Here is a 24,114-nt window from a genome sequence, read left to right as displayed (position 1 = left end):
CATGAATCATTGAAAAATTGATTCGGGAATCCTATAAAGCACGGCAAAACCGACAATCTGCCAAAGTAGTGCTAGTAAATCGAAGTTTGCTCCCCCGAAGTCATTCAAAGCACGCTGCGCATGGTGAGACGTATCACAGAGTGAATAGCAAGGCCGCAGCTATTCTTCGCCACAAAGGGAATGGTCCCTCTTGATAGTAGTAGGAGCGTTCAATATGGGCGAGATTATTCGATTTGTCTCAAAGTCTGAGCGCGAGCGAGCCCGCTTAATTCGGGAAGCCCGCGCGATATATGACAGCATCTTCCCGACGGCTGACCCGTTCAGGGAGCAGCATGACAAGGCATCAATTGGTCACACGGTCAGCGGCCCCAAAGTCCATCGCAGCGACGGGGGGCTTTCGTGATCAAGGTCATCGCCGTGCTCTGCAGTCTCTCTTCTCCGACAAATTGCCACGAGCAGATCGTCACCACCTCGGACTTCGCCGACGTCTCGATACAGTCCTGCCTGATGGGCGCGCCGCAGCTCGCCGAGTGGATGAACCAGCATCCGGCCGAGCGCCTGGCGGCATGGCGCTGCGTGATTGGTAGCCAGGATCGCAGGGGAGCTTAGGGTAGAAAGCGGCCTCCCCAGACGCTTTGATCCGCTTAACCACGACCGCTGCGGTTACTGACTGGGACCGTTCAATGGCCTGCCATCGAGTAGGTTCTTCTTCGCGGAGCATCAGTCCGGAAGTGGTCCATCAACGAATTGGCCGCGCGCCTCATCGAGGTCCGCTCAGCGCGATGAAGCGGAATAGATTTGCTCGCACAGAGCTCGCCACCGTTCAAGTGTAACGGCGGCAAAAGCACCGCGATCGCTGGGCTGCATTCGGTCAAGCTCGACAAATATACGGTCATCGCGAGCTACACGCTGGTGGCGGACAGCGTCTATTGCGATTACGATCCGATCAAGAGAAAGGCCGACATCGGTTCGCGCTTCCTGGAGCGCGACTGACGATCCGGCCAAAACCATGGGCAGGAATCGTCATGACGCAGGGGCAGGCGGAGAACTATCGGATTTTGCATGAGGCGGATCTGCGGGACTATCTCGCGGGCCGTCCGAAGCTGGTGTCGGTGCTGGGCGGCGCGCCGGGCGACTGGTCGATCACGGAAGTCGGCGACGGCAACCTCAACCTCGTCTTCATCGTGAAGGGAGCCCGAGGCGGCGTTGCCGTCAAGCAGGCGCTGCCCTACGTCCGCCTGGTCGGGGAAAGCTGGCCCCTGCCGCTATCCCGCGCGCATTACGAATATCTGGCATTGACGCGACAGGCGCAACTCGCGCCTGGCCTCGTGCCGTCGGTGCTGTATCACAACGAGGCGCTTGCGCTCACGGTGATGGAGCTGCTCTCGCCCCACATCATCATGCGCAAAGGGCTGATCGCCGGCACGCAATATCCGCGCTTCGTCGACGACATCACCACCTTCATGGCGCGAACGCTGTTCTTCACGTCCGATCTCGCGCTCACCGCCGCAGAGAAGAAGGAGGGCATCGGGGGCTTCGCCGGCAACCACGCGCTGTGCAAGATCACCGAGGATTTGATCTTCACCGATCCCTATCGGATCGCCGAGCAGAACCGCTGGACTTCGCCTTACCTCGACGCCCTGGCCGCTGACCTGCGCGAGGACATGGAGCTGCACGTCGCGATCTCCCGGCTGAAGCTCAAGTTCATGGCGAGCCCGGAGGCGCTCATTCATGGCGACCTCCACACCGGTTCGATCATGGTCACCTCGGGCGAGACGCGCGTGATCGATCCCGAGTTTGCGTTCTACGGTCCGATGGGATTCGACGTCGGGGCCGTCCTTGCCAATCTGCTCATGGCCTACTTCGCGTCGGCCGGTCACGAAGGCGCGCCCGGCGAACGCCGCGCGTTCGAAGGCTGGGTGCTCGAAACCGTCGAGAAAGTCTGGAGCGAGTTCGCGCGAAAATTCCTCGATCTCTGGCGGGCCAATGCCCTCGGCGACGCCTATCCGGCCTCGTTGTTTATGGGCGAGCAGGGCGCCGCGCGACTGGAGGCCGAGCGGCAGGCCTACGTGGCGCGGCTATTCGCCGACACGGTCGGCTTTGCCGCCGCAAAGACCATCCGCCGCATCTTCGGTCTCGCCCACAACATCGATTTCGAGCTGATCGATGACCCGCGCAAGAGGGCGATCAGCGAAGCACGAAGCGTGCGGCTGGCGCGCGTGATGATGGTGGAGACAGGGTCATTTCCGACCATCGCAGACGTCACCGGCGCCGCACGAAAACTGCGCGACTGGCAGCCGGAGTTTCCGACCGGCTAGAGAGGACAACGTGAGCGCGCGGCCGTTCCAGCTGGTCCCACCCCACGGGAGAGGTGAACGTCGCCCTCGACTCGCACCGATTCAACTAAAACTCATCATGCTCTAATTGGCGACAGAGCCCTCGACCGCAAATGTGTGATACGTGGCGTATTTCTCGCCAACGGCTCGAACTTGCACATAGGCAGGATCGTTTCGCCACGCGCGAAGCGCCTCCATGCTCGGATACACGTAGATGACCACGCGCCTGGGTGGATTTCCATCAACGGCTACGACCTGTGAACCAGTTGCCGCCGCGCCTGCCGCCGCAACCAGCTTCCCGCCATGTGCCTTTATGATCTCCCGCGCTTTCGGGAGATATTCCTTGGCATAACCATCGGGGTCGGTGACGTCGATTTGGCCGATCAGATAGGCGGGTGGCGCGGCCTCACTATGAAGCGCTTCGCTCCCAAACGCGCCTAAAACGGTACAAGTCAACATGACGAGACCGATCCTGCATCCGGAATTCATACGGGCCTCCTCTCTTGCCTCGCCACTATCGCGAGCAGCAGATGGGACTCTCCATAGAAGTTCGAAATGCGTCCAATACATATATCCTCTCAGATCCTATGCTCTGATGGTATAAGCGGGCATGAACCTTCGACAGGCCCTCACATTCCTGACTGTGGCGGAGCTCGGCACCGTTTCAAGGGCTGCACTGCGGTTGCGGATCGCCCAGCCGGCCTTGTCCAGGCAAATCATCGGTCTCGAGCAGGAGCTGGGCTTGCGGCTATTCGATCGGGTCGGGCGCCGACTATTGTTGACCGGTGAAGGCGAGCAGTTGATCCCAGGCTGCCGGCTGCTGCTCAACAGCGCCAGTTCGTTGAAAGAGCAGGCTCAGCTACTTCGTCATGGAGACACGGGAGTCCTGAAGGTTGCCGGATCGCCGCAACACATCGAGAGTGTGCTGTCGCAATTTCTGCATCTGTACGCGGAACGATATCCCAGGGTTGAGATCAAGATCAGGGAGGGGACGGGTAGCGAAATATTGGCGATGCTCGAGCGCGGCGAGGTCCATCTCGGCCAAAATCTGTTGCACGCCGTCAGACTAAATGAACAGCACTTCGAAAGCCTTCCCCTTGGATCGGTGCAGTTGCTAGCCGCCTGTCATCCATCGGTACCACTTGGCCCTCGTCCTACCATCGAGGTCGCCGATCTTGCCGGGTTTCCACTTCTGCTGATGGACAGCGGGTTCGGATTTCGCCGTGCTTTCGATGCGGCGAGCCGAATGGCGGGACTGAAACCCAAGATCGTCTTCGAGAGCAGAAACCCGCACACTTTGTTGGCACTCGCAGAAGCGGGGCATGGCATAGCCATCGTGCCGTCCCAGCTTCAGTGCCGGCGTTACGCATTGAGGATTGTCGGCCTCACGCACGGGCGCCGGGTATTGCAAGAGCCCCTGACCATCTCTTGGGATAAACGGCGTCCGTTGCCTCGTTTCGCTACGGACTATTGCGCGATGCTTGCCGCGCATATGCGCAAGACATTTCCGATCACGAGGCCGACGGAGGCAGCTTCAGCGAGCACGAAAGGAAGCCATCGGGGCCGCGCGAAGGGCGCCACACGGAAAGCGAAAAATCTGCTCTGACGATACAAAGCGTGATGACGATTCATCCCAATCTCATCGCGCCTTGGGGGCGACTGTCACGGCCTTACCCATCGGATGTCTCGTCGTCACTCCGAAGCCGGGCTGCGGCGGTCCGGTCATGGCCCAGCCGTTCCGCCGCGCGACCTCCCCATCGATTGGCACTTGTTTCGTGTGATGCAGGCTCCATGCTGATGCACGCGGACAATGGAGGTGTCGATCATCTGGACAGCGGCATCGTGGGCTACGGCAAGTGCGTCGATGATGCGGCCCCAGACACCAGCCCGTCGCCAGCGGACGAAACGGTTGTAGCAGGTCGTGTACGGGCCAAAATGATCCGGCAAATCGCGCCAAGGTGCCCCGGATCGCAAGACCAGAAGACGCCGTTGAGCACACGTCGGTCGTTTACCCGAGGAACGCCACGAGGCTTATTCGGCAGCATGGGCTTGATGGCACCCCATTCATGATCAGCGAGTTCGTAGCGTATGATTCGAGCCCCCAGTTTGGGAGTTTGAATCACAGGGGTCTGGCCAATCGCAACACTTCGGGCTCAGCTCCGGTCCCCACAGCCGAAAGTGGCCAATCGCGCTACTACCTCCGTCCGGACGCTGAGTCGACCGCTATAGCTGATACCCGGCTTCCGGAGAGTGATCCAACACGCGCATCGTGACCGTCCATCGGGGGGGCGCCCTCGATGCCGAACGTTCTGGCGAGTTCTCTTACGCCAACTGGGGTTACGACGAGCGCTCGGCTATCCCTGACGTGCTCGACCCAATCGTGCTCGAGAGCGTGATCAAGAATGGCGGCGCCGACCGCCCCGGCCAGATGCGGCCGGCGCTCGCTCCAGTCGAGACAGGGGCGACAGAACACCCGGCGCTTGGAGGCGAGGCGAAGATCGACGCCCAACTCATTGAAGAATGACCAGCCGGCATCGGTGAGTTGCCCGCCATCCTCGTCGAGCAGAATAAACGACTGTTGGACCAGCCGGTCGGCGATTGCGACGGCGATGCGGCCGGCCATGTGGTCATAGCACGTGCGCGCGTGCCGGAGCGTTTCTCCACCGCGCCAGAGATTGCACTGCCGGGCGGGGCCGTCCTGCGCCACGACCATGAGACCTTCCAGCACGCGCGCGACGTGCGGAGAGGCCAGGCGGAAATATCGTCGTCGGCCCCGCTTTGCGAGCGCGAGCAATCCCGCGTCGCTGAGTTTCGCAAGATGGCCACTCGCTGTCTGCGGCGCCACGCCAGACACATAGGCGAGCTCCGAGGCGGTCAACGTTCGGCCATCCATCAGCGCGCTCAGCATGTTGGCGCGCGCCGGGTCGCCGATGAGTGCTGCGACTTGGGCGATTTTGGGTCCCGTGTCCATGCCCTTCTCGTACGCCGATAAGGACGCAGTGCCAAGCACGAATACTTCGGTCAAGACCGTAGTGTTTCCGCGAGACTGGTTCGATCACGAGACATAGGTTGCCTGGACGCCAATAGGCCCGGTGAAGGAAGTGCCGCGATGAGGCGAAAGATCATCCCGCGGCTCCGAATATTCGGTTGGTATCGAATGACCACCGCAAAGCGGGCTGATCTGAGCGGTCAAATTCTCACAGACAACTGAGTGTGATCATGCAAACAACTTCGCTCAACACAACGCAGCCGGAACTGGCCCGCTCCGCCAACACCTCATCCCGTTCGCCTCTCGCGACGGCGCTGGCGCTTGCTGCCACGAGCCTCGGCCTTGGTGTGGTGCAGCTCGATATTACCATCGTCAATACTGCGCTAAGCAGCATCAGCACCTCGCTCGGCGGTAGCGTCTCCGAGCTGCAATGGGTGGTGACCGCCTATACCATCGCATTCGCCGCCTTCATTCTGACCGCCGGTGCGCTCGGCGATCGCCTCGGCGCCAAACTGATTTTCATCGCGGGCTTTGCGCTCTTCACCTTGGCTTCGCTCGCCTGCGCCCTGGCGCCGTCGGCGATATTCCTGATCGCCGCGCGATCCGTACAGGGTCTCGCGGCGGCTATCCTGGTGCCGAACTCCCTGGCGCTCCTCAACCACGCGTATATCGATCCGAAGGCGCGCGGCCGCGCGGTCGGATTCTGGGCCGCAGGTGCGAGCGTCGCGCTGACGGCCGGTCCGTTCGTCGGCGGCGCGCTGATCGCGCTGGTCGGCTGGCGCGCGATTTTTCTCGTCAACCTGCCGATCGGCGTCGCCGGCCTCTGGCTCACTTGGCGTTACGCCGAGGAGACGCCGCGGCTCGCGCAGCGCGGGATCGACCTGCCGGGACAGATCGCGGCGATTACAACCCTCGCCACGCTGGCCGGTGCCTTGATCGAAGGCGGCGCGCTCGGCTGGAGCCATCCGCTGGTGATTGCGGCCTTCGCGGCCGCGGCGTTGGTCGGACTTCTGTTCGTATGGCGCGAGGCATATGCGCAGCAGCCGATGCTGCCGCTGGCGCTGTTCCGCCATCCCATGTTCGCGCTGACCGCGCTGGTCGGGCTCCTCTTCAACATCGCCTTCTACGGTCTGATCTTCGTGCTCAGTCTCTACTTCCAGAAAGTCAACGGCTGGTCGCCGTTCGCAACAGGCCTGGCCTTCGTACCAATGATGGGCATGGTGCTGCCCGCCAACCTCGTCGCCGCGTCGGTCAGCGAGCGCCTCGGCGCGCCGCAAACCATTGCGCTGGCTTGTATGATCACCGCCGCAGGCTGCGTTGCGCTGCTCCCCATGGTCATCGGCACAAGCTACGGGGCGATCGGCGCTCAGCTCATGGTCCTCGGCGGCGGGCTCGGCCTGCTCGTGCCGCCTTTGACCTCGACATTGCTCGGCAGTGTCGAGAAGTCGCGATCCGGCATCGCCGCTGGCGTGCTGAACGCGACGCGGCAGACCGGCAGCGTGCTTGGTGTTGCCCTGTTCGGTTCGCTGGTCGGAGGGAACAACGCGTTCATTGCGGGCGCGCATGCCTCGCTGGCGATATCGGCCGCCGCGTTGCTCACAGGTGCAGTCGCGATCTGGTTTGGCCGAGCAAAGGAGGGACGATGAAGGGTAGGGTCAGGCCGATCTCGGGTGGTGCCCGGACGCCGAAGACCATGACGTCGGTCGTTTCGTACGCGGCAAAGCGCGCGCTTGTCACACTGCAAACTTGGCGCAACCGGGTTCGGCAGCGCCGCGAATTGCAGCAATGGACTGACCGCGACTTGCATGATGTCGGGCTGTCCTGGACCGACATCGCTCTGGAAATAAAAAACCTTCTGGCGGGCTTGAATAGCACTCGAGTAGGGATGCCTCTTGCGCGACGAGGCCGGCCAAAGAAGGCGGACCTTTGTCCAACTATAGCTTCCCGGGAAACGTAATCATTGGCGTCAGCATGGCACTGTGCCGGTGATTTGCCCGACGTGTCAAGCTATTTCGTAAAACTCGAAATGTGTTCCAGCCGTCCTCGGCTACTTTGCATGGGGTTGTTTTCGAGCTTTTATAGTGGGCTATCGCGCTACTCCGCCGCCTTCTCCCGTAGTCGCTGCGCATAGACGTTGATGATCAGCGCCGCCAGCAGGATCAGGCCGCGGATCAGGATTTTCAGGAAGCTGTCGATGTTGACGTGGTCGAGGCCATTGTTGAGCACGCCCAGCACGAACAGGCCGACGATGGTGTTGCCGATGCCGCCGCGGCCGCCGAACAGGCTGGTACCGCCGACCACGACGGCGGCGATGGAGTCGAGCAGGTAAGTGTCGAACTCGTTCTGCTGCGCGCTGCCGAAATGGGCGACGCCGAGCATGCCGCCGATGCCGGCGCAGACCGCCGAAATGACCATCACCACGCCGAGGATCAGCTTGACGTTGAGGCCCGAATATTCGGCTGCCTCGCGGTTTCCGCCAACCATGTAGACGTAGCGCCCGAAGCGCGTGTAGGTGAGCACGAGGTGTCCGGCGAGCAGCATCACTGCGGCAACGATGACGATCCAGGGAATGCCGCCGATCGAGCCGGAGCCGAGGGTGGCGATCAGATCAGGCACCTTGTAGGCGATCTGGCCGCGCACCAGCAGCGCGGAGATGCCTGCCGCGATCTGCATCATCGCGAGTGTCATGATGAAGGAGGGGATGCCGATCACGGTCAGTCCCAGCGCGTTGACGAACCCGAGAGCCGCACAGAGCAGCAGCGAGAGCAGGATTGCGGCGGCGCCGGGGAGGGGGACGTTGGCGATGTTGACGTAGGATTCCTGGATCGTGAAATAGGCGACCGCAATGCCCGTGACGTTGGCGATGCTGGCGATCGAGAGGTCGATCTCGGCGCAGAGGATCACGAAGGTGAGGCCGACGGCGATCACGCCGGTCACGGAGACCTGGGTGAGGATGTTGCCGAGATTGTCCAGCGTGGCGAAGGAGGGGCTTGCGAAGGCGAAGAACAGGCTGAGGAAGATCAGCGTCAGGAAAGGCGCGATGTTGCGCATCTGCGAGCGCAGGAAGGAGCCGATGCCGCGAGGCCGGCGGGCCGCTCCGGAAACTGCTTCACTGCTCGCCATTGTGCTTCTCCGTCACGCCGCCTCCAAAAGGCGGTCTTTGCTGACCGGCTCGTTCTTGAATTCGCGCACCACCGCGCCGCGCTTGAGCACGAGAATGCGGTCGGCCAGCGACAGCACCGTCTCCGGCTCCGTCGACAGCACGATGATGGCTAGGCCCCTGGCGCGAAGGTCGCGCACGATGTTGATGACGTCGTTCTTGGCGCCGACATCCATGCCGCGGGTCGGCTCGCAGAGCACCAGAAGTCGCGGCGGATAGGTCAGCCATTTGGCCAACGCCACCTTCTGCTGGTTGCCGCCCGAGAGCATGCCGAGGTCGAGGCCGACCACAGGCGGCCGGATCTGCAACTGCTCGACCTGGCGCTTGGCGATGTCGCGCTCCTGCGCCGGTTTGAGCAGCATGGCCGAAATGCGATCCAGAATGCTGATCGAGATGTTCTTGTACACCGGCTCCTGGTGGAACAGCATGGCGCGCCGGCTCTCTGGGACAAGCGCCACGCCCGCACGCCGCGCGGCCGCGGTCGAGGCAAAGGATTTTCGCGCACCGTCGATAATCAGCGCGCCGCCGTCGGGTTTGAGCTTGCCGAACAGGATGCGCGACAGCTCCTGCTGTCCGCAGCCCATGAAGCCGTAGATGCCCAGCACCTCGCCGGAACGCGCCTCGAACGAGACGTCCTGGAGGCTGCGCGCGAGCGAGAGCTGGTCGACTTTCAGGACGACCGCCCCACCGTTGGCGGCTGGCAACATGAGGTCGTCGGTGTAGCTGTGCTCGAGCGCCTCGCCGCCGCGGCCGATCATCGCTTCGATCAGGGCGCCCTTGGTGGTCGCGCTAGCCGCGGACTCGGCAACCTTCCGTCCGTTGCGGAACACGGTCACCGTATCAGAGACGCGCAAGATGTCCTCGATGAAATGCGAGATGAAAACGATGCCAGTGCCCTCGTCGCGCAGACGGCGCAGCGTCGTGAACAGGCGCTCGACCTCGGGCGGGGAGAGGGCGGAGGTCGGTTCGTCCAGGATGACGATGCGCGCCCCGGAGAACAGCACGCGGGCGATCTCGATGAGCTGCTGGAGGCCGATCGGAAGGTCGCCGAGCCGCGTCATCGGATCGACGTCGATGCCGAAACGGGCGAGCTGCTCACCGGCCTCGCGCGCCATGCGCCGCCATTGCACGAGCCCCAGCCGGTTGGTCGGCTGGTTGCCGAGAAAGACGTTCTCGGCGACCGTCAGGTCGGGCGCGACGCTGAGCTCCTGATGCACCATGGCGATGCCGGCCGCATGTGCGTCGCGAGCCGAGCGGAAGCGGGTCTCCTTGCCGTCGACCAAGAAGCGGCCGGAGAATTCCGGGTGCACGCCGGCGATGATCTTCATCAGCGTGCTTTTTCCGGCGCCGTTCTCGCCGACGAGACCATGGATCTCGCCGGCGTATAGCGCAAAGTCCACACCACGAAGTGCTTCGACGCCGCCAAAGCTCTTCGTGATGCCCTGTAGTTCCAGGATCGGCGAACGGCCTTCAGGCATGGAGGAATCAGATCAGGAAGTGATCCTCCATCCACTGCATGCCGGCGGCATTCGCCTTGGTCACGACCGGACCGTCCGTCACCACGCTTTTCGGAATGCCCTGACCGCTCTTCTCCCCGCCGACGACAGCGGCGACGCCCGCGATGATGGCGCCGCCATGGATACGGCAGGAGGGATTACGGACGGTCGCGTACATCCGGCCCTCGCTTACCGCCTGGATCGCGGGCGGCATGGCGTCGACGCCACCGATCAGGATGTTGGTACGGTTATGCGCCTTCATGATGTTGGCGGCTGCGAGCGCCATGTCGTCATTGTGGAAGAAGGCCGCATCGATCTGCGGGTATTTCGTCAGATAGGTCTCCCACAGGCGCGCGGTCTTGGAGACGTCCCAATCGGCCGGCTGGGTGTCGAGCACCTCGATGTTGGGGAATTGCTTGACGACCGAGTTGAAACCCTTCGCACGGCCTTGCGCGCCAGTGTGGCCGAGGGCTCCTTGCGTCATGATGATCTTGCCCTTGCCACCCATGGCGTTGCACAGCGCCTGCGTCACGGACGCGCCCATGAACTCGTTGTCAGGGGCGAGGAAGGAATGCACGTTGATCTGATCGAGTGGTGCAATCAGCGTGTCCATGTCGATGACGGGCGTGCCGCCGTCGATCATCTTCTGCACGGGCTGGGTAAGGGTGCCGATGCCGAAGGCCTGGATTGCGACGAAGTCCCACTTCTGCGAGGCCATGTTGTCGATGGCTGCGCGCTGCTTCACCGCGTCGAGCTGGCCATCGAACCAGGTCACATCGACGTTGAACAGCTTGCCCCAGAATTCCGCCGCCTGCTTGCCCTGCGCACACCAGGTGGCCTGCAGGCCGGCATTGGAGAATGCCGCCTTCAACGGCTTCTCCGAACGTCCCATCTCGGCTGCAAGTGCAGGGTTGATCCCCATGCCGCCGAGGATGGCCGCCGCGGCGCCGGCGGTCGTTGCCGCCTGAAGAAGATCGCGCCTGGTTGTCGAGAAATCTTTCGTCTCGGACATCGCTCGCTCCCATGATCTTATCGTTGGCAGCGTCATTGTTTGCGCTACCAAGGCGGGCAGTGTCTCACAATCGACGAGTTCACGCTACCCGTTCTGCAATCGCCACCGTGACGCTGCGCGTTGGTGCAACGCAAAGAAAGCAAGGCCGGCGAGCAGCGCACGCAGCACATCACGGATCACGCGAAAGAACTCGATGAACAACTCTTGCGGCGTACCGTGGGCGTCATGCGAGGATAATTCGAACTGGATCATGCGGAAATGTCCACGGCGCTCGCCGGCGAAATCGAAGATCGCCTCGATCGCGAGCCTCCACCCCCAGACCAGCTCGCCGCCGTCTTTTCCCAGCATCGCCCTCATTTCGAAATGCTCGGCAAACAGCTGCTGAGAGAGGAGCGGTGTCAGATCGTCGCAGCGGATCGCTGCAGGCTCGAAGCTTCTCGATCGGATCGGCTGAAGCGTTCATCCGCGTTGGAGGCCGGCACAAAAAAAGAGAGCGGGGCCCTAGCCCCGCTCAAAAATTGTGTCGACCCTATTATCCCCGATATCTGAGATTTGATCTTGATTGAACGGGGCGACGCTGCGTTTTGCGCGCCAGGGGCTCCTCCCGAGACTTGGACCACCAGACTTCGACCTCGCGGCCAGCCTGAGCAAAGAGATGCTAGATCAACTTTTCTCACTTGTCATCATTTTCGGCAACGATTGTTCAAAATTCGAGCAGTTGGCGAAATGATCGGGCTTTTTCCCTTCTAAGTATATGACAAATATAAGAAATCTGTGGATAGGAGGCTGCCCTGCATCTGCCTCAAATGCCGGATCGTCACCTTCGGCGGGGCGCGCCGAACACAGTTTTCGAGAAATTTGTGATCGCGCAAGCAGACCGGCGAAGTGACCTCGACTCGGGCTCGGCCCGGTGTTTAGTTGCTCGCCGAACGAATGGTTCGGCGAATGCGCGAGCGGCTGCGAAAATACCTGCCCCTGGTCCTGCTCGCCCTCGCGATGCAGGTGCTGGCGCCGGTTGCCGCCTGCTGGGCCGCGGGTCTTGCGGTCGCCGATCCGCTTCAGAATGCGGTGATCTGTCACAGCACAGATGCATCGGATGCAGGCGCACAAACCGGCGTGCCGGCTGCACACGCAGGAAGCTGTTCGATCTGCTGCTTGGCGCAGTCCAATGCGTCGCTCGATTCGCGGCAGGCCACGTTCGCGAATCCGTTCCGGCTCGCTGAACCTGTGCCGTGGCATGAGCAGGCTGCACCCGCAGTCACATCGGACGGCGGATCCAACGCCCGAGCACGAGCGCCTCCACTGTTGACGTGAGCCCGGCGGCTAACCGCCGCTGAATTCGCATGTCAGCATCGCGGAGATCCTCAAATGTCCATCTGTCATAAGCATGCGGGCCTTCTGGGGCTCGCCCTCGCGCTCGTCCCTCACTCGGGAAGCGTTGCCCACGAGATCGTTGGCAACCGCTTCTTTCCGGCAACGCTGGGCATCGATGATCCCGGCGTCAACGATGAGCTATCCATTCCGACGGTCGACAGTTTCAAGACCGGAGACGTGCCGCCCGTTCGGCAGCACGACATCTCCGGCGAGTTCTCCAAGCGCATCACCGAGGACTTCGCCATTTCCTTCGGCTCGACCTACACCTTTCTCAATCCGACGGACCCGACCATCCCCGGCGCCAACGGATTTCAGAACCTAGAGACCACGTTCAAGTACCGGGTCTTCAAAGATCCCACGCATGAATTCGTGATGTCGGTCGGCCTCAGCGTCGAATGGGGAGGCACCGGCGCGCAAAATGTCGGTGCCGATCCCTTCAACACCTACACACCGATGCTCTGGTTCGGCAAAGGCTTCGGCGACCTGCCTGATACGTTCTCCTGGCTTCGTCCCGTCGCCGTCACCGGCCAGGTCGGCTACGCGATCCCGGCCAGGAATTTCACAACGACGTTTGGGATCGATCCCGACACCGGCGGCCTGACCGGCGATACTGAATTTCATCCGCGCGTCCTGAATTGGGGCGGGACGCTCCAATACAGCATGCCGTACCTGAAATCCGCCGTCGTGGACCTCGGCCTGCCGGAGTTCGTCAATCACCTGATCCCGCTGGTCGAAGCCAATCTGCAAACACCGATTTCGAACACGCTCACCTCGGGCACGACAACGACAGGTACCATCAATCCTGGCGTGATCTGGGTCGGTAGCAAGTATCAGGTTGGTATTGAGGCGCTGATTCCCATCAATCGGCAAAGCGGGACGCATGTCGGCGTGATCGGACAGTTGCACTTCTATCTCGACGACATTGATCCTCGCGGCATCGGCAAGCCGCTTTTCGGTGGCCCGGTCCAATCTGCCAACCCCTTCGCAAGGAATTGACCGATGCGATCCTTATCCCTCAGTTCAATGATACTGTTCATGGTCCTCTTGCTGACTTCGCTGCCGCCTGGCGAAGCAAGCGCCCACGCCGAGCTCGACCACGCCGAGCCGCGCGTCGGCAATAAGGTGGCAAGCCCCCCGCGCGAGGTGACGCTCTGGTTCAGCCAGAAACTGGAGGCGGCATTCAGCTCGATCAGTGTCACGAGTCCCTCCGGGCAGCGCGTCGACGCAGGCAAGGCGCGCGTCAGCGGCAACCAGATGTCGATCCCGCTGAAGTCGGGAGGGGCGGGCACGTATCACGTGAACTGGCGCGTGCTGTCTGTGGACACCCACACGACGGACGGCAGCTTCACCTTCCAGGTCGGTCCATGAAGGCCTGATCATCGATGGACTGGTCAGCAGTGGACGCGCCGTTGGTTGCGACGCGCGCCGTGCACTTTGCGGCAACCGCGATCACGGTTGGAGACGTCATGTTTCGGACCGCCATCGCTGCGCCGGCCGCGCGCTCGGAGGGGGCTGCGCCTGGGTCGTTCGAGGCTCCCACCTTGTGGGTCTCGTGGCTCGGTCTTGCCTTCGCGGTGATCTCCGGTGCGATCTGGCTGATGCTTCAGGCCGCCTCGATGAGCGGGATGCCGCTCGATGAGGCATTGTCCGCGAATGTCTTATCGACGGTGATCAACGAAACGCAGTTTGGACAGGTGACGATGCTTCGAGCAGGCCTTGTGATCTGCCTGGTGGCTTGCCTGACCTACGATCGTATGGCGATCGCACGATGGGGCGGATTTGCGGTTGCGATCGCATTTGCCGCAAGCCTCGCCTGGAGCGGCCATGCCGGCTCGACCACCGGCGAGGCGGGTTACCTGCATCTTGCCGCGGATGCGCTGCATTTGGTGGCAAGCGCGGCCTGGATCGGTGGCTTGGCGTCATTAGTCCTGTTCCTCGCTGCGGCCTGCCGAAGGAAGGAGCTTCCGCTCGCCCGTGACGCCGTGGGCCGATTTTCGATCATGGGCATGGTCAGCGTGGCAACCCTGCTGCTTACAGGATTCATCAATGCCGCCATCCTGGTGGGCTCGCTTCACGCGCTGGTCGTCACCGAGTATGGACGGCTGTTGCTGCTCAAGCTTGTCCTGTTCACGCTCATGTTGGTGCTCGCCCTGGTCAACCGGCTGGTGCTGACACCGCGGCTTGTCCCGGCCGGGCGTGGCGCGTTGCGCTGGCTCAAGCGCAATAGCACCATCGAGCTTGCTCTCGGCCTTGCCATCCTCGCCGTTGTCGGGATGCTTGGCACGATGCATCCTGCGATACACTTGGTGAACTGAATGGTTGCGCTGCGTCAATCTGGTGAAAAAGCGAGCTCGACTCCATTGCGGATCATGTCTAGTTAGTAAGCGTACGAATGGTTCGGCGGATGCGGGCGCGGCTGCAAAAATACTTACCCCTGGTCCTGATCGCCCTGGCGATGCAGGTGCTGGCGCCGATCGCCGCCTGTTGGGCGGCCGGCGTTGCGGTCGCCGATCCGCTTCAGAACGGCGTCATTTGCCACGCGAATGGTGGTTCAGGCGCAGGCATTGACGACCGGACCAGTCTGCCCGACTCGCATCCTGGCGCTTGCTCGCTCTGCTGCCTGGCACAGGCGAGCGCGTCTCTCGACGCGCCACAGGCCGTCTTCGCAACACCTGTGCGACCCGCCGAATGCGTTGCGTGGCACGACGCGGCAGATCGTGTCGCAGTGCCCCACGGCGCGTCCAGCGCGCAGGCGCGCGCGCCACCTCAATTTTCCTGACGACCCTTGTGACCGCCACGGCGCGTCCGCCGGCGGTTGATGCTGTCGAATGGCCGGAGAGAAAGCCGGCGTCAGGACATTCCCATGTTGCCTCGCCATGCCCGTTGCGGCGTGAGTGTCGTTGCCGTCCAGGCCGCGCTGCTCGCGTCGATGGGGGAAGCCGCCGCCCAGAGCGGCGAAAGCGCATTGCCGCCGGTGACGGTCGATGCGCCGATTGCGGCACCACATAAGCCTCGCAAGCCGGCCGTCCAATCCACGGCAGCTCGGAATCGGAGTGCGAAACCCTCAAACTCTGCCGAAGGTGCTGCTGCGGCCGTCGCCACCGGCGGGCAGGGCGCTGGCAGCGCTCGGGCCTCGCTGGAGACCCCGCCGGCGGTAGCGCGCTATCAGCTTCCGCAAACATCGTTCAGCATCACGGCAAGGGAGATCGACGAGACAATCAACCTCAAAGACCCCGAGGATGCCGTCAAAGACATGCCGAGCCTGTTCGTGCGGAAACGGCACGACGGCGACAACCAGGCGGTGCTTGCGACGCGAAGCTGGGGCCTGAATTCCAGCGCGCGTACGCTGGTCTACTATGACGATCTCCTGATTTCGGCGCTGATCGGCAACAACAACTCGGGCGCCTCGCCGAAGTGGAATCTGATCGTGCCGGAGGCGATCGGCCGGGTCGACTATCTCAACGGTCCGTTTGCCGCGGCCTATCCCGGCAACTCGATCGGCGGCGTGCTGCTGATCACCTCGAAGATGCCGGACAAGCCGTTTGCAACGGCCAAGGAGACGATCTCGGTGATGCCTTGGAGTCAGTACGGCACCAAGAGCACCTATGTCACCAGCCAGACCAGTGCTGCCGCAGGCAACCGCGACGGTGCGCTATCGTGGCTCATCAGCGCCAACTATCGTGACAGCTATCAGCAGCCGCTGAGCTATGTGACGAATGGCTCGGTCCCGGCCAAGACGACGGGCACCTTCATCGCACCGAGCCGGACCGGCGGGGTGGCGGATGTCGTCGGCGCCGGCGCGGTGGCGCACTCGCAGCAGACGTCGGGAAACATCAGGCTTGCCTACGACCTGACCCCGCTGGTCCAGGCGACCTATTCGTTCGCGGTCTGGAACAATCACCAGACCTCGGAGCCGCAGACCTATCTGCGATCGACAGTGACGGGCCAGCCGACATTTGCAGGCCTTTCGGGGTTTGCTCCCAACAAATACACCTGGGACGAACTCCACGTGAGCAACGCCGTCTCGCTCCGGAGCGACACCAAGGGCGTCTTTGATTTTGATCTTTCGGCATCGAGCTACAATTACCTTCAGGATATTCTTCTCAACCCGTATACCGTCGTAGCGTCGCCCGGGCTCGGCTACTCGCTGAACGGCAAGGTGACGCGGATGGACGGCACCAATTGGCAGAATGCCGATGCCAAGGGCATCTGGCGTCCCGACGGGATCGACGGTCCGCACGAGATCAGCTTCGGCGTTCACGGCGACCGCTACAGGCTCGAGAATCCCGTCTACGCCTCCACGGTTTGGTATACGGCTCCCTCGGCGGGCAACGGGCAGCTCTACTCAACGGGCGTCGGCGAGACACGGACCGAGGCGTTTTGGGTTCAGGACGCCTGGAAGATCACGCCGAACGTCAAGCTGACGCTTGGTGGACGATTGGAGAGCTGGCAGGCGCTTGATGGTCTCAACGTCAACACGACGGCGACGGGCGCCGGCGCCATCACGTCAGTGACGACGACGCAACAGCCCTCGCTATCGTCGACCAATTTCTCGCCGAAGGTTTCGCTCTCATATGATCCCAACAAGGAGTGGAACATCACTGCGAATTTCGGCGAGGCGTATCGCTACCCGACGGTGACGGAGCTTTATCAGAACATTTCCGTCAGCAACATCACTTACCTTGCCAATCCTCGGCTCGCGCCCGAGCAGGATTTCACCGGCGAGCTCAATCTCGAACGACGTTGGCAGGACGGCCGGATCAGGTTCACGGTCTTCGGCGAACGCACGAACAACGCGCTGATCTCGCAGACGACAACCGTGACTGACGTGTCCGGAAACCAGTCGTTCCAGACGGCGGTCAGCAACGTCGCCGCCATCCGCATGCAAGGCGTCGAATTGTCGGCCGACAAGGACAATATCCTGATCCGCGGGCTGCAGCTCTTTGGCAGCGTAACGTATGTCGATTCCAGGATCATCTCGGATCCGAACTGGTCGGGCGCGACCACCGTCGTCGGCAAACGCGTGCCGTATGTTCCGGACTGGCGCGCGAAGGTTGGCGTCAGCTACCGTCTAAACGAGAGCTGGGTCTATACCGTTGCCGCGCGCTACACTGGCAAGCAGTATGCGACCCTCGACAATACCGACGTCGTTCCCCACGTGTACCAGGCGTTCGATCCGTTTTTCGTCGTCGACATGAAAATCCACTACAATGCGACGAAGAATTTCTCGTTCGATTTCGGCATCGATAATGTCTTCAACTACCAGTACTTCCTGTTCCATCCGTTCCCGGGACGAACCTTCGTCGTTGCCGGCAAGTACACGTTCTGACGGGTGGGATGGGCGCAACGACCCAAGAGAAAGGCTAGCCACATGAACAAGCTCTCACGCATCCTCGTGCTCGCAGCGCTTGCAGCGCTGGCGTTCGCCGCACCCGGGCGCGCCGACGACGTCAAGGCCGGCGATATCGTCATCACGCAGGCCTGGAGCAGGGCCACGCCTGGCGGAGCAAAGGTCGCCGGCGGCTATCTGACGATCGAGAACAAAGGCAGTGCGCCGGATAGGCTGATCAGCGTCTCGGCTGAGATCGCCGGCAAGATCGAGGTCCACGAGATGGCGATGGACAACGGCGTGATGAAGATGCGCCCGATCGATAAGGGTCTCGCGATCGAGCCGGGAAAGACCGTGAAGCTCGCACCGGGCGGCTATCATCTGATGATGCAGGAGCTGAAGGGACCGCTCAAGCAGGGCGACAAGGTCCCGGTCACGCTTCAGTTCGAGAAGGCCGGCAAGGTGGCCGTCACCCTCGACGTCCAGGCCGTCGGCGCGCAGGCACCGGGTGGCGGCGAGCATGGCGGACACATGGATATGAAGAAATCGCCGGATCACTCCGGGATGAAGATGTGAGGGTATGGTGTTTATCAAACCACTGAGCCTTTCGTTTCTGCTGGAGGCGGATCCATTCGATCTCGTCTCGACCGTCCTCGTTCGCTGACATTTTGTGGAGCAAGAGCATGGATCGAAGAGAGTTCAACGCGACGCTGGCGGCCGCATCCTTGCTCAACCTCGTCGCGCCGGCCGCGCTTGCGCAGCCGGCGTCGCCTGCTCGCCCGCGCGTGGGCCTGTTGATCCATTCCGACATGATCCTGCTTGATCTGGCCGGCCCGCTCACCGTGTTTAGCATCATGCAGGCGGAGGTCCACCTGATTGGCAAAACCGAGCAGCCGGTCATGACCGACGTCCGCTTGCCCGTTGCGCCGACGGTGACATTCCAGAACGCGCCGAAGCTGTTCGACGTGGTGTTCGTGCCCGGAGGCCTGAAGGGAACGGTCGCTGCGATGCAGGATCGTGAGACGGTCGAATTCGTCCGGCAGCAGGGTGAATCCGCGAGCCTCGTCACAAGCGTTTGTACCGGCTCGCTCTTGCTTGGCGCCGCGGGTCTGCTCAGGGGTTATCAGGCCACTTCGCACTGGTACGTTCGCGATCTGCTCGCGCATATGGGCGCGGTCGTGCGCAGGGACCGTGTGGTCGAGGATCGCAACCGCGTGACGGGCGGCGGCGTAACGGCCGGCATCGACTTTGCGCTCGCGATCGCAGCGCGGCTTGCGGGCGAGGAAGCTGCGCGTCGCATTCAGCTCGTGATCGAGTACGATCCTAAGCCGCCCTTCGATTCCGGATCACCTGAGCGTGCCGGTCCTGCGCTGGCCGGCGACGTCTTGAAGCGGCGGCAGGACCTCATTCGTGAAGCGGAAGCCGCGGCAAAGGCTGCCGGGGCGGCAATGAATTTATGAACGTGTGAGGCTCCAATGCGAAAAGGTTTGATCTACGTCACCACGACGGCGGCATGCGTGCTGGCAGGCTCGTCCGCAGGGGCGCACGTCTCGCTGGAGACCAAGCAGGCCACGGTCGGCGGGTCCTACAAGGCCGTGTTTGCCGTGCCGCATGGCTGCGCCGGCTCGCCGACGGTGAAGATCCGCGTGCAGATCCCCGAAGGCGTCATCGCCGTTAAGCCGATGCCAAAGGCCGGCTGGAGCGTCGACGTCGTCGAGGGCAAGTACGGCGGCGAATACGACTATCACGGCAACAAGGTCTCCTCCGGGCCTAAGGAGGTGATGTGGTCGGGCGGCAAGTTGCCGGATCACAACTATGATGAGTTCGTGATGAGCACGTTTCTCACCGACAGCCTGAAGCCGAACACGACACTGTATTTTCCGGTCGTGCAGGAATGTGAGAAGGGCGTCAGCCGCTGGATCGAGATTCCCGCGGAGGGCGCTGCCCCTTCGCATGAGGGCAAATCGCCCGCGCCGGGCGTGAAGCTGCTGCCAAAGCCCTGATGCGCATCCTTGCCGCGCCTGCGACGCTGCTGCTCGGCATCGGATTTGCGACCGGTGCTTGGGCGCACGCCGCGTTGGTCTCGGTCGAGCCGGCGAATGGAAGCATCGTCGCGAGCACGCCAAAGAGCGTCGAGCTGCGCTACAACGAGGCGGTGACACCGGGCGCGATCCGGCTGATCGACGGGACCGGAAAGGAGCGCAAGGAGGCTCTCGTCACCGCATTCGGCGAGACCATCTCGATCGCGCTGCCGCAGGATCTGCCGCAGGGCACTGCGGTCGTCAGTTATCGCGTGATCTCGCAGGACGGCCATCCCGTCGCGGGATCGGTCATCTTCTCGATCGGCTTGCCGTCCGTGACGCAAGTTCCCGTGGCTGCCGATAGCGGCGTGAACGCGCTGATCTGGCTCACGCGGATAGGGCTCTATCTCGGGCTTTTCGCGGGTGTCGGCGGCGTGTTCTTTGCGATCTGGATCGCGCGATCGACGATTGGAATGGTTTTGCCCCGTAGCGCGCTTGTCGTGGGTGTGCTGAGTGCGCTCGCCTCGATTCCCCTGTTGGGGCTCGATCTCCTCGGTCTGCCGCCTACCGCGCTTCTGACGTCAGCGCCCTGGACGGTTGCATTCACGACGAGTGCCGGCCCCGCGCTTCTGATCGCGATCGCCACGATCCTGATCGCCTGCACCGCGCTGCCTGGAGGGCAGGGCGCGCGTGTCCTCTCGGTTGTCGCGCTTGCCGGCGTCGGCCTGTCGCTCGCCAGCACCGGCCACGCCGCGACGGCACCGCCGGAGGCGTTGACCAAGCCGGCGATCTTCATCCACGGCCTCGGTATCGCGTTCTGGACCGGCGCGCTGGCACCGCTGGCCGTTCTGATGTCGAGACCGACCACCGCCACACTGCCGATCCTGAACCGGTTCTCGCGCGCTGCCCTTCCGGTCGTCGTCATCCTGACGCTGACGGGCCTGATGCTGGCCGTCATTCAGCTCTCGAGCTTTGCCGCCCTGGTCGAGACCAAATACGGCATCATCCTCTCGATCAAGCTCGTGCTCGTTGCCGCCCTACTGGCGCTTGCCGCGCTCAACCGCTTTCGCCTGACACCAGCGCTGGCCAAGAACATCAAGGGAGCGCGCACGCTCAAGCGCTCGATCCTGGCCGAATGCGTCCTGGCGCTTGCCGTCTTCGCTGTCGTCGCCGGCTGGCGCTTTACGCCGCCGTCGCGCACGATCGTCCCGGAGACGCCGCTGGCGATCCATATCCACGGTGAGAAGGCGATGTTCCAGGTTCTGGTGTTGCCGGGCAAGGCGGGCACTGACGACTTCGTGCTCCAGCTCATGACGGAGGAGGCGACGCCCCTTTCCGCCAAGGAAGCGACCCTGACGTTGAGCCTGCCGGAGCGCGGCATCGAGCCTATCGAATATGACGCCGCGCTCGGCGCTGACGGCTACTGGCACGCGCGAAAGGTCGAGCTGCCGTTCGCCGGCCGCTGGCATGTGCGCATCGACGCGCTGGTGACCGATTTCGAGAAGATCACGCTCGAGGATGACCTCGAGGTCGCACCGCACTGAAAGGCATTGCCTCGGGGTTCCGAAACGGCCGCCTGCGTCTTCAAACGGGACTTCAAGGAAACAGAAAAATGACAGGAATTTCGTCGCGTTAGCGCGTTTTCTTCATTCCCGGCCTTGTGTTTTCGCTCCCAATCCGGTTTCACTGCAACCCCTCACTGATTCTTCGAGTGTATCTATGCGGTTGTCCCGGTTCTTTCTGCCCATCCTGAAAGAAAATCCGAAAGAGGCGGAGATCGTCTCGCATCGCCTGATGCTGCGCGCAGGCATGATCCGGCAGGAGGCCGCCGGCATCTATGCCTGGCTGCCGCTCGGCTTCCGCGTGCTGAAGAAGATCGAGCAGATCGTGCGCGAGGAGCAGGATCGCTCCGGCGCGATCGAGGTGCTGATGCCGACCTTGCAGCTTGCCGATCTCTGGCGCGAGAGTGGCCGCTACGATGCCTATGGGCCAGAGATGCTGCGCATCGCCGACCGCAACAAGCGCGAGCTGCTGTACGGGCCGACTAACGAGGAAATGATCACCGAGATCTTCCGCGCCTATGTGAAGTCCTACAAGAACCTGCCGCTCAATCTCTATCATATTCAATGGAAATTCCGCGACGAGCAGCGTCCGCGTTTCGGCGTGATGCGGGGCCGCGAATTCCTGATGAAGGATGCCTATTCCTTCGATCTCAACGAGGCGGCCGCGCGCGTCGCCTACAACAAGATGTTCGTCGCCTATTTGCGCACCTTCGCGCGGATGGGGCTGAAGGCGATCCCGATGCGTGCCGAGACCGGCCCGATCGGCGGCGATCTCAGTCACGAGTTCATCGTGCTCGCCGAGACCGGCGAGTCCGGCGTCTTCATCAATAGCGACGTGCTCGATCTGCCGGTGCCGGGCGAGGACGTCGACTACGAGAGTGATCTCACGCCGATCATCAAGCAGTGGACTTCGGTCTATGCCGCCACCGAAGACGTGCACGATGCCGCGCGCTTCGAGCAGGAGGTGCCCGAAGACAAGCGGGTCAATACCCGCGGCATCGAGGTCGGCCAGATCTTCTATTTCGGCACCAAATATTCCGAGCCGATGAAGGCGACGGTGGCGGGGCCCGACGGCGTCGACGTGCCGATCCACGGCGGCTCTTACGGCGTCGGCGTCTCGCGCCTGGTCGGGGCCATCATCGAGGCCTGCCATGACGATGCCGGCATCAAATGGCCGGAAGCGGTGGCGCCGTTCCGCGCCGTCGTGCTCAATCTCAAGCAGGGCGATGCGGCCGTCGATGCGGCCTGCGAGAAGCTCTATATCGAGCTTCAGGCCAAGGGGGTCGACGTGCTCTACGACGACACCGACCAGCGCGCCGGCGCCAAGTTCGCCGCCGCCGACCTGATTGGCATCCCCTGGCAGATCATGATCGGGCCGAAGGGGCTCGCCGACGGCAAGGTCGAGATCAAGCGGCGCGCCGACGGCTCGCGCGAGACCATGTCGCCGGCCGACGCGGTCGCGCGCCTGACCGGTTGAATATTATCCACCGCGCCATTTGCGGGGCAGGCAATCCGGCCACAATTGACCCCGAATCATGGGATTATCGAGCGATGGATGAGACCATGACCGAGCCTGTGCAAACCGCGCCCTTCGCGCCGTTCGAATGGATGTTGTCGGCGCGCTACCTGCGGGCGCGCCGCAAGGAAGGATTCATCTCGGTCATCGCCGGATTCTCCTTCCTCGGCATCATGCTTGGCGTCGCCACGCTGATCATCGTCATGGCCGTCATGAACGGCTTCCGCAAGGAACTGCTCGACAAGATCCTCGGCCTCAACGGGCACATTCTGGTGCAGCCGCTGGAATCGCCGCTGACCGACTGGAAGGACGTCGCCGAGCGCATCAGCCAGGTCGACGGTGTGCGGCTCGCCGCGCCCGTGGTCGACGGCCAGGCGTTGGCCTCTTCGCCGTTCAATGCCTCGGGCGTGCTGGTGCGCGGCATCCGCGCCGACGACCTGAACAACCTCACCTCGATCGCCAAGAACATCAAGCAGGGCTCGATCGAGAACTTTGACGAAGGGCAGGGCGTGGCGATCGGCCGGCGGCTCGCCGACCAGTTGTCGCTGCATGCCGGCGACAGCGTCACCTTGGTCGCGCCGAAGGGCGCGGTCACGCCGATGGGCACGACGCCGCGGATCAAGCCGTACAAGATCGTCGCGGTGTTCGAGATCGGCATGTCCGAATATGACGCGGGCTTCGTCTTCATGCCGCTCCCCGAGGCGCAGGCCTATTTCAACCGCAACAACGACGTCACCGCGATCGAGGTGTTCACCACCAATCCCGATCGCATCGACGCGTTTCGCAAGTCGGTGACGGAGGCTGCCGGCCGGCCGGTGTTCCTGGTCGACTGGCGTCAGCGCAACTCGACGTTCTTCAACGCGCTCCAGGTCGAGCGCAACGTGATGTTCCTGATCCTCACCATGATCGTGCTGGTGGCCGCGCTCAACATCGTGTCCGGCCTGATCATGCTGGTGAAGGACAAGGGCAGCGACATCGCGATCCTGCGCACGATGGGCGCCTCGCAAGGGTCGATCATGCGCATCTTCCTGATCACGGGAGCCTCGATCGGCGTGGTCGGCACACTCGTCGGCTTCTTCGTCGGCCTCGTCATCTGCCTCAATATCGAATCGATCCGGCAGTTCCTGTCCTGGCTCACCAGCACGGAACTGTTCTCGCCGGAACTCTATTTCCTGTCCCGACTGCCTGCCGAGATCGACGTCGGCGAGACCACGGCGGTGGTCATCATGGCGCTGACGCTGTCGTTCCTTGCGACGCTCTACCCGTCCTGGCGCGCCGCGCGTCTCGATCCCGTCGAAGCGCTCCGGTACGAGTGAGGG

The 24,114-nt window shown here is 62.6% G+C and carries 26 protein-coding genes and 1 pseudogene; 19 read left to right on the top strand and 8 right to left on the bottom strand.

What is annotated here, in order from left to right:
- Positions 1-214 precede the first annotated feature (214 nt).
- From SO180_RS25965 to mtnK, 4 genes are all read left to right on the top strand, one after another.
- Positions 215-403 (top strand): hypothetical protein, encoded by a 189-nt coding sequence (locus SO180_RS25965; RefSeq protein ID WP_449381671.1) that lies wholly within the window; start codon positions 215-217, stop codon positions 401-403.
- Positions 400-609: a hypothetical protein gene (locus tag SO180_RS25960; protein ID WP_449381670.1), complete on the top strand. Its 210-nt coding sequence runs from the start codon at positions 400-402 to the stop codon at positions 607-609. Before SO180_RS25965 ends, SO180_RS25960 begins: the two co-directional genes overlap by 4 nt.
- Positions 610-798: 189 nt before the next feature.
- On the top strand, positions 799-993 hold the full coding sequence (locus SO180_RS25955) for a hypothetical protein (protein ID WP_449381669.1): 195 nt from the start codon (positions 799-801) through the stop codon (positions 991-993).
- Between the two features lie 32 nt (positions 994-1,025).
- Positions 1,026-2,318, top strand: coding sequence for an S-methyl-5-thioribose kinase (gene mtnK / locus SO180_RS25950; RefSeq protein ID WP_449381668.1), 1,293 nt, complete (start codon positions 1,026-1,028; stop codon positions 2,316-2,318).
- Positions 2,319-2,420: 102 nt separating this feature from the next.
- On the opposite strand, the gene SO180_RS25945 is transcribed toward mtnK, so the two are convergent.
- On the bottom strand, positions 2,421-2,825 hold the full coding sequence (locus SO180_RS25945; protein ID WP_449381667.1) for a DUF1330 domain-containing protein: 405 nt from the start codon (positions 2,823-2,825) through the stop codon (positions 2,421-2,423).
- Between the two features lie 121 nt (positions 2,826-2,946).
- Between SO180_RS25945 and SO180_RS25940 the strand changes: the two genes are divergently transcribed.
- The gene (locus SO180_RS25940; protein WP_449381666.1) at positions 2,947-3,942 is read left to right on the top strand and encodes a LysR family transcriptional regulator; all 996 of its coding nucleotides are present in this window, start codon (positions 2,947-2,949) and stop codon (positions 3,940-3,942) included.
- Positions 3,943-4,073: 131 nt separating this feature from the next.
- Here the strand turns inward: SO180_RS25940 and SO180_RS25935 are convergent.
- Together SO180_RS25935 and SO180_RS25930 are read right to left on the bottom strand one after the other, a co-directional pair.
- Positions 4,074-4,429, bottom strand: a pseudogene (locus tag SO180_RS25935) (IS5 family transposase); the annotation flags it as partial.
- A gap of 101 nt (positions 4,430-4,530) precedes the next feature.
- On the bottom strand, positions 4,531-5,307 hold the full coding sequence (locus SO180_RS25930) for an ArsR/SmtB family transcription factor (RefSeq protein ID WP_449381665.1): 777 nt from the start codon (positions 5,305-5,307) through the stop codon (positions 4,531-4,533).
- A gap of 248 nt (positions 5,308-5,555) precedes the next feature.
- Here SO180_RS25930 and SO180_RS25925 point away from each other — a divergent pair, with 248 nt between their 5' ends.
- Positions 5,556-6,971: an MFS transporter gene (locus SO180_RS25925; protein WP_449381664.1), complete on the top strand. Its 1,416-nt coding sequence runs from the start codon at positions 5,556-5,558 to the stop codon at positions 6,969-6,971.
- Entirely contained in the window at positions 6,968-7,282 is a 315-nt protein-coding gene (locus SO180_RS25920; protein ID WP_449381663.1) for a DUF1127 domain-containing protein, read from the top strand. Before SO180_RS25925 ends, SO180_RS25920 begins: the two co-directional genes overlap by 4 nt.
- Before the next feature lie 137 nt (positions 7,283-7,419).
- Here the strand turns inward: SO180_RS25920 and SO180_RS25915 are convergent, their stop codons facing one another.
- The 5 genes from SO180_RS25915 to SO180_RS25895 all read right to left on the bottom strand — a co-directional run bounded on the left by SO180_RS25915 (position 7,420) and on the right by SO180_RS25895 (position 12,073).
- Positions 7,420-8,448 (bottom strand): ABC transporter permease, encoded by a 1,029-nt coding sequence (locus SO180_RS25915; RefSeq protein WP_449381662.1) that lies wholly within the window; start codon positions 8,446-8,448, stop codon positions 7,420-7,422.
- 12 nt (positions 8,449-8,460) lie between these two features.
- Complete coding sequence (locus tag SO180_RS25910) at positions 8,461-9,963, bottom strand: sugar ABC transporter ATP-binding protein (protein ID WP_449381661.1); 1,503 nt, start codon at positions 9,961-9,963, stop codon at positions 8,461-8,463.
- Positions 9,964-9,970: 7 nt separating this feature from the next.
- Entirely contained in the window at positions 9,971-10,993 is a 1,023-nt protein-coding gene (locus SO180_RS25905; protein WP_449381660.1) for a sugar ABC transporter substrate-binding protein, read from the bottom strand.
- An 84-nt stretch (positions 10,994-11,077) separates the two neighbouring features.
- On the bottom strand, positions 11,078-11,341 hold the full coding sequence (locus SO180_RS25900; RefSeq protein ID WP_449381659.1) for a hypothetical protein: 264 nt from the start codon (positions 11,339-11,341) through the stop codon (positions 11,078-11,080).
- Between the two features lie 315 nt (positions 11,342-11,656).
- The gene (locus tag SO180_RS25895) at positions 11,657-12,073 is read right to left on the bottom strand and encodes a hypothetical protein (RefSeq protein WP_449381675.1); all 417 of its coding nucleotides are present in this window, start codon (positions 12,071-12,073) and stop codon (positions 11,657-11,659) included.
- Between SO180_RS25895 and SO180_RS25890 the strand changes: the two genes are divergently transcribed.
- From SO180_RS25890 to SO180_RS25835, 12 genes are all read left to right on the top strand, one after another.
- Positions 11,990-12,307 carry a DUF2946 family protein gene (locus SO180_RS25890; protein ID WP_449381674.1) on the top strand — a complete coding sequence of 106 codons (318 nt, stop codon included), beginning with the start codon at positions 11,990-11,992 and terminating at the stop codon, positions 12,305-12,307. The genes SO180_RS25895 and SO180_RS25890 overlap by 84 nt on opposite strands.
- A gap of 54 nt (positions 12,308-12,361) precedes the next feature.
- On the top strand, positions 12,362-13,363 hold the full coding sequence (locus SO180_RS25885; protein WP_449381658.1) for a hypothetical protein: 1,002 nt from the start codon (positions 12,362-12,364) through the stop codon (positions 13,361-13,363).
- Between the two features lie 39 nt (positions 13,364-13,402).
- Positions 13,403-13,735: a copper resistance CopC family protein gene (locus SO180_RS25880; protein ID WP_449381657.1), complete on the top strand. Its 333-nt coding sequence runs from the start codon at positions 13,403-13,405 to the stop codon at positions 13,733-13,735.
- A 14-nt stretch (positions 13,736-13,749) separates the two neighbouring features.
- The gene (gene copD, locus SO180_RS25875; RefSeq protein ID WP_449381656.1) at positions 13,750-14,682 is read left to right on the top strand and encodes a copper homeostasis membrane protein CopD; all 933 of its coding nucleotides are present in this window, start codon (positions 13,750-13,752) and stop codon (positions 14,680-14,682) included.
- Between the two features lie 89 nt (positions 14,683-14,771).
- Positions 14,772-15,146, top strand: a complete 375-nt coding sequence (locus SO180_RS25870) for a DUF2946 family protein (protein WP_449381655.1) — start codon at positions 14,772-14,774, stop codon at positions 15,144-15,146.
- 84 nt (positions 15,147-15,230) lie between these two features.
- Complete coding sequence (locus tag SO180_RS25865) at positions 15,231-17,696, top strand: TonB-dependent receptor (protein ID WP_449381654.1); 2,466 nt, start codon at positions 15,231-15,233, stop codon at positions 17,694-17,696.
- Positions 17,697-17,738: 42 nt separating this feature from the next.
- Positions 17,739-18,272 (top strand): copper chaperone PCu(A)C, encoded by a 534-nt coding sequence (locus SO180_RS25860; protein ID WP_449381653.1) that lies wholly within the window; start codon positions 17,739-17,741, stop codon positions 18,270-18,272.
- A 107-nt stretch (positions 18,273-18,379) separates the two neighbouring features.
- Complete coding sequence (locus tag SO180_RS25855) at positions 18,380-19,156, top strand: DJ-1/PfpI family protein (protein ID WP_449381652.1); 777 nt, start codon at positions 18,380-18,382, stop codon at positions 19,154-19,156.
- Positions 19,157-19,171: 15 nt separating this feature from the next.
- Complete coding sequence (locus SO180_RS25850) at positions 19,172-19,699, top strand: YcnI family copper-binding membrane protein (RefSeq protein ID WP_449381651.1); 528 nt, start codon at positions 19,172-19,174, stop codon at positions 19,697-19,699.
- Complete coding sequence (locus SO180_RS25845) at positions 19,699-21,261, top strand: copper resistance CopC/CopD family protein (protein ID WP_449381650.1); 1,563 nt, start codon at positions 19,699-19,701, stop codon at positions 21,259-21,261. The genes SO180_RS25850 and SO180_RS25845 overlap by 1 nt, the downstream gene beginning before the upstream one ends.
- A 175-nt stretch (positions 21,262-21,436) precedes the next feature.
- The gene (gene proS / locus SO180_RS25840) at positions 21,437-22,756 is read left to right on the top strand and encodes a proline--tRNA ligase (protein ID WP_449381649.1); all 1,320 of its coding nucleotides are present in this window, start codon (positions 21,437-21,439) and stop codon (positions 22,754-22,756) included.
- Between the two features lie 74 nt (positions 22,757-22,830).
- Entirely contained in the window at positions 22,831-24,111 is a 1,281-nt protein-coding gene (locus SO180_RS25835) for a lipoprotein-releasing ABC transporter permease subunit (RefSeq protein ID WP_027523839.1), read from the top strand.
- Positions 24,112-24,114 lie beyond the last annotated feature (3 nt).

It is taken from the genome of Bradyrhizobium sp. UFLA05-112, assembly GCF_053572325.1.
Note: the sequence above shows the minus strand (reverse complement) of the source record. Positions and strands in the feature narration are given on the sequence as shown.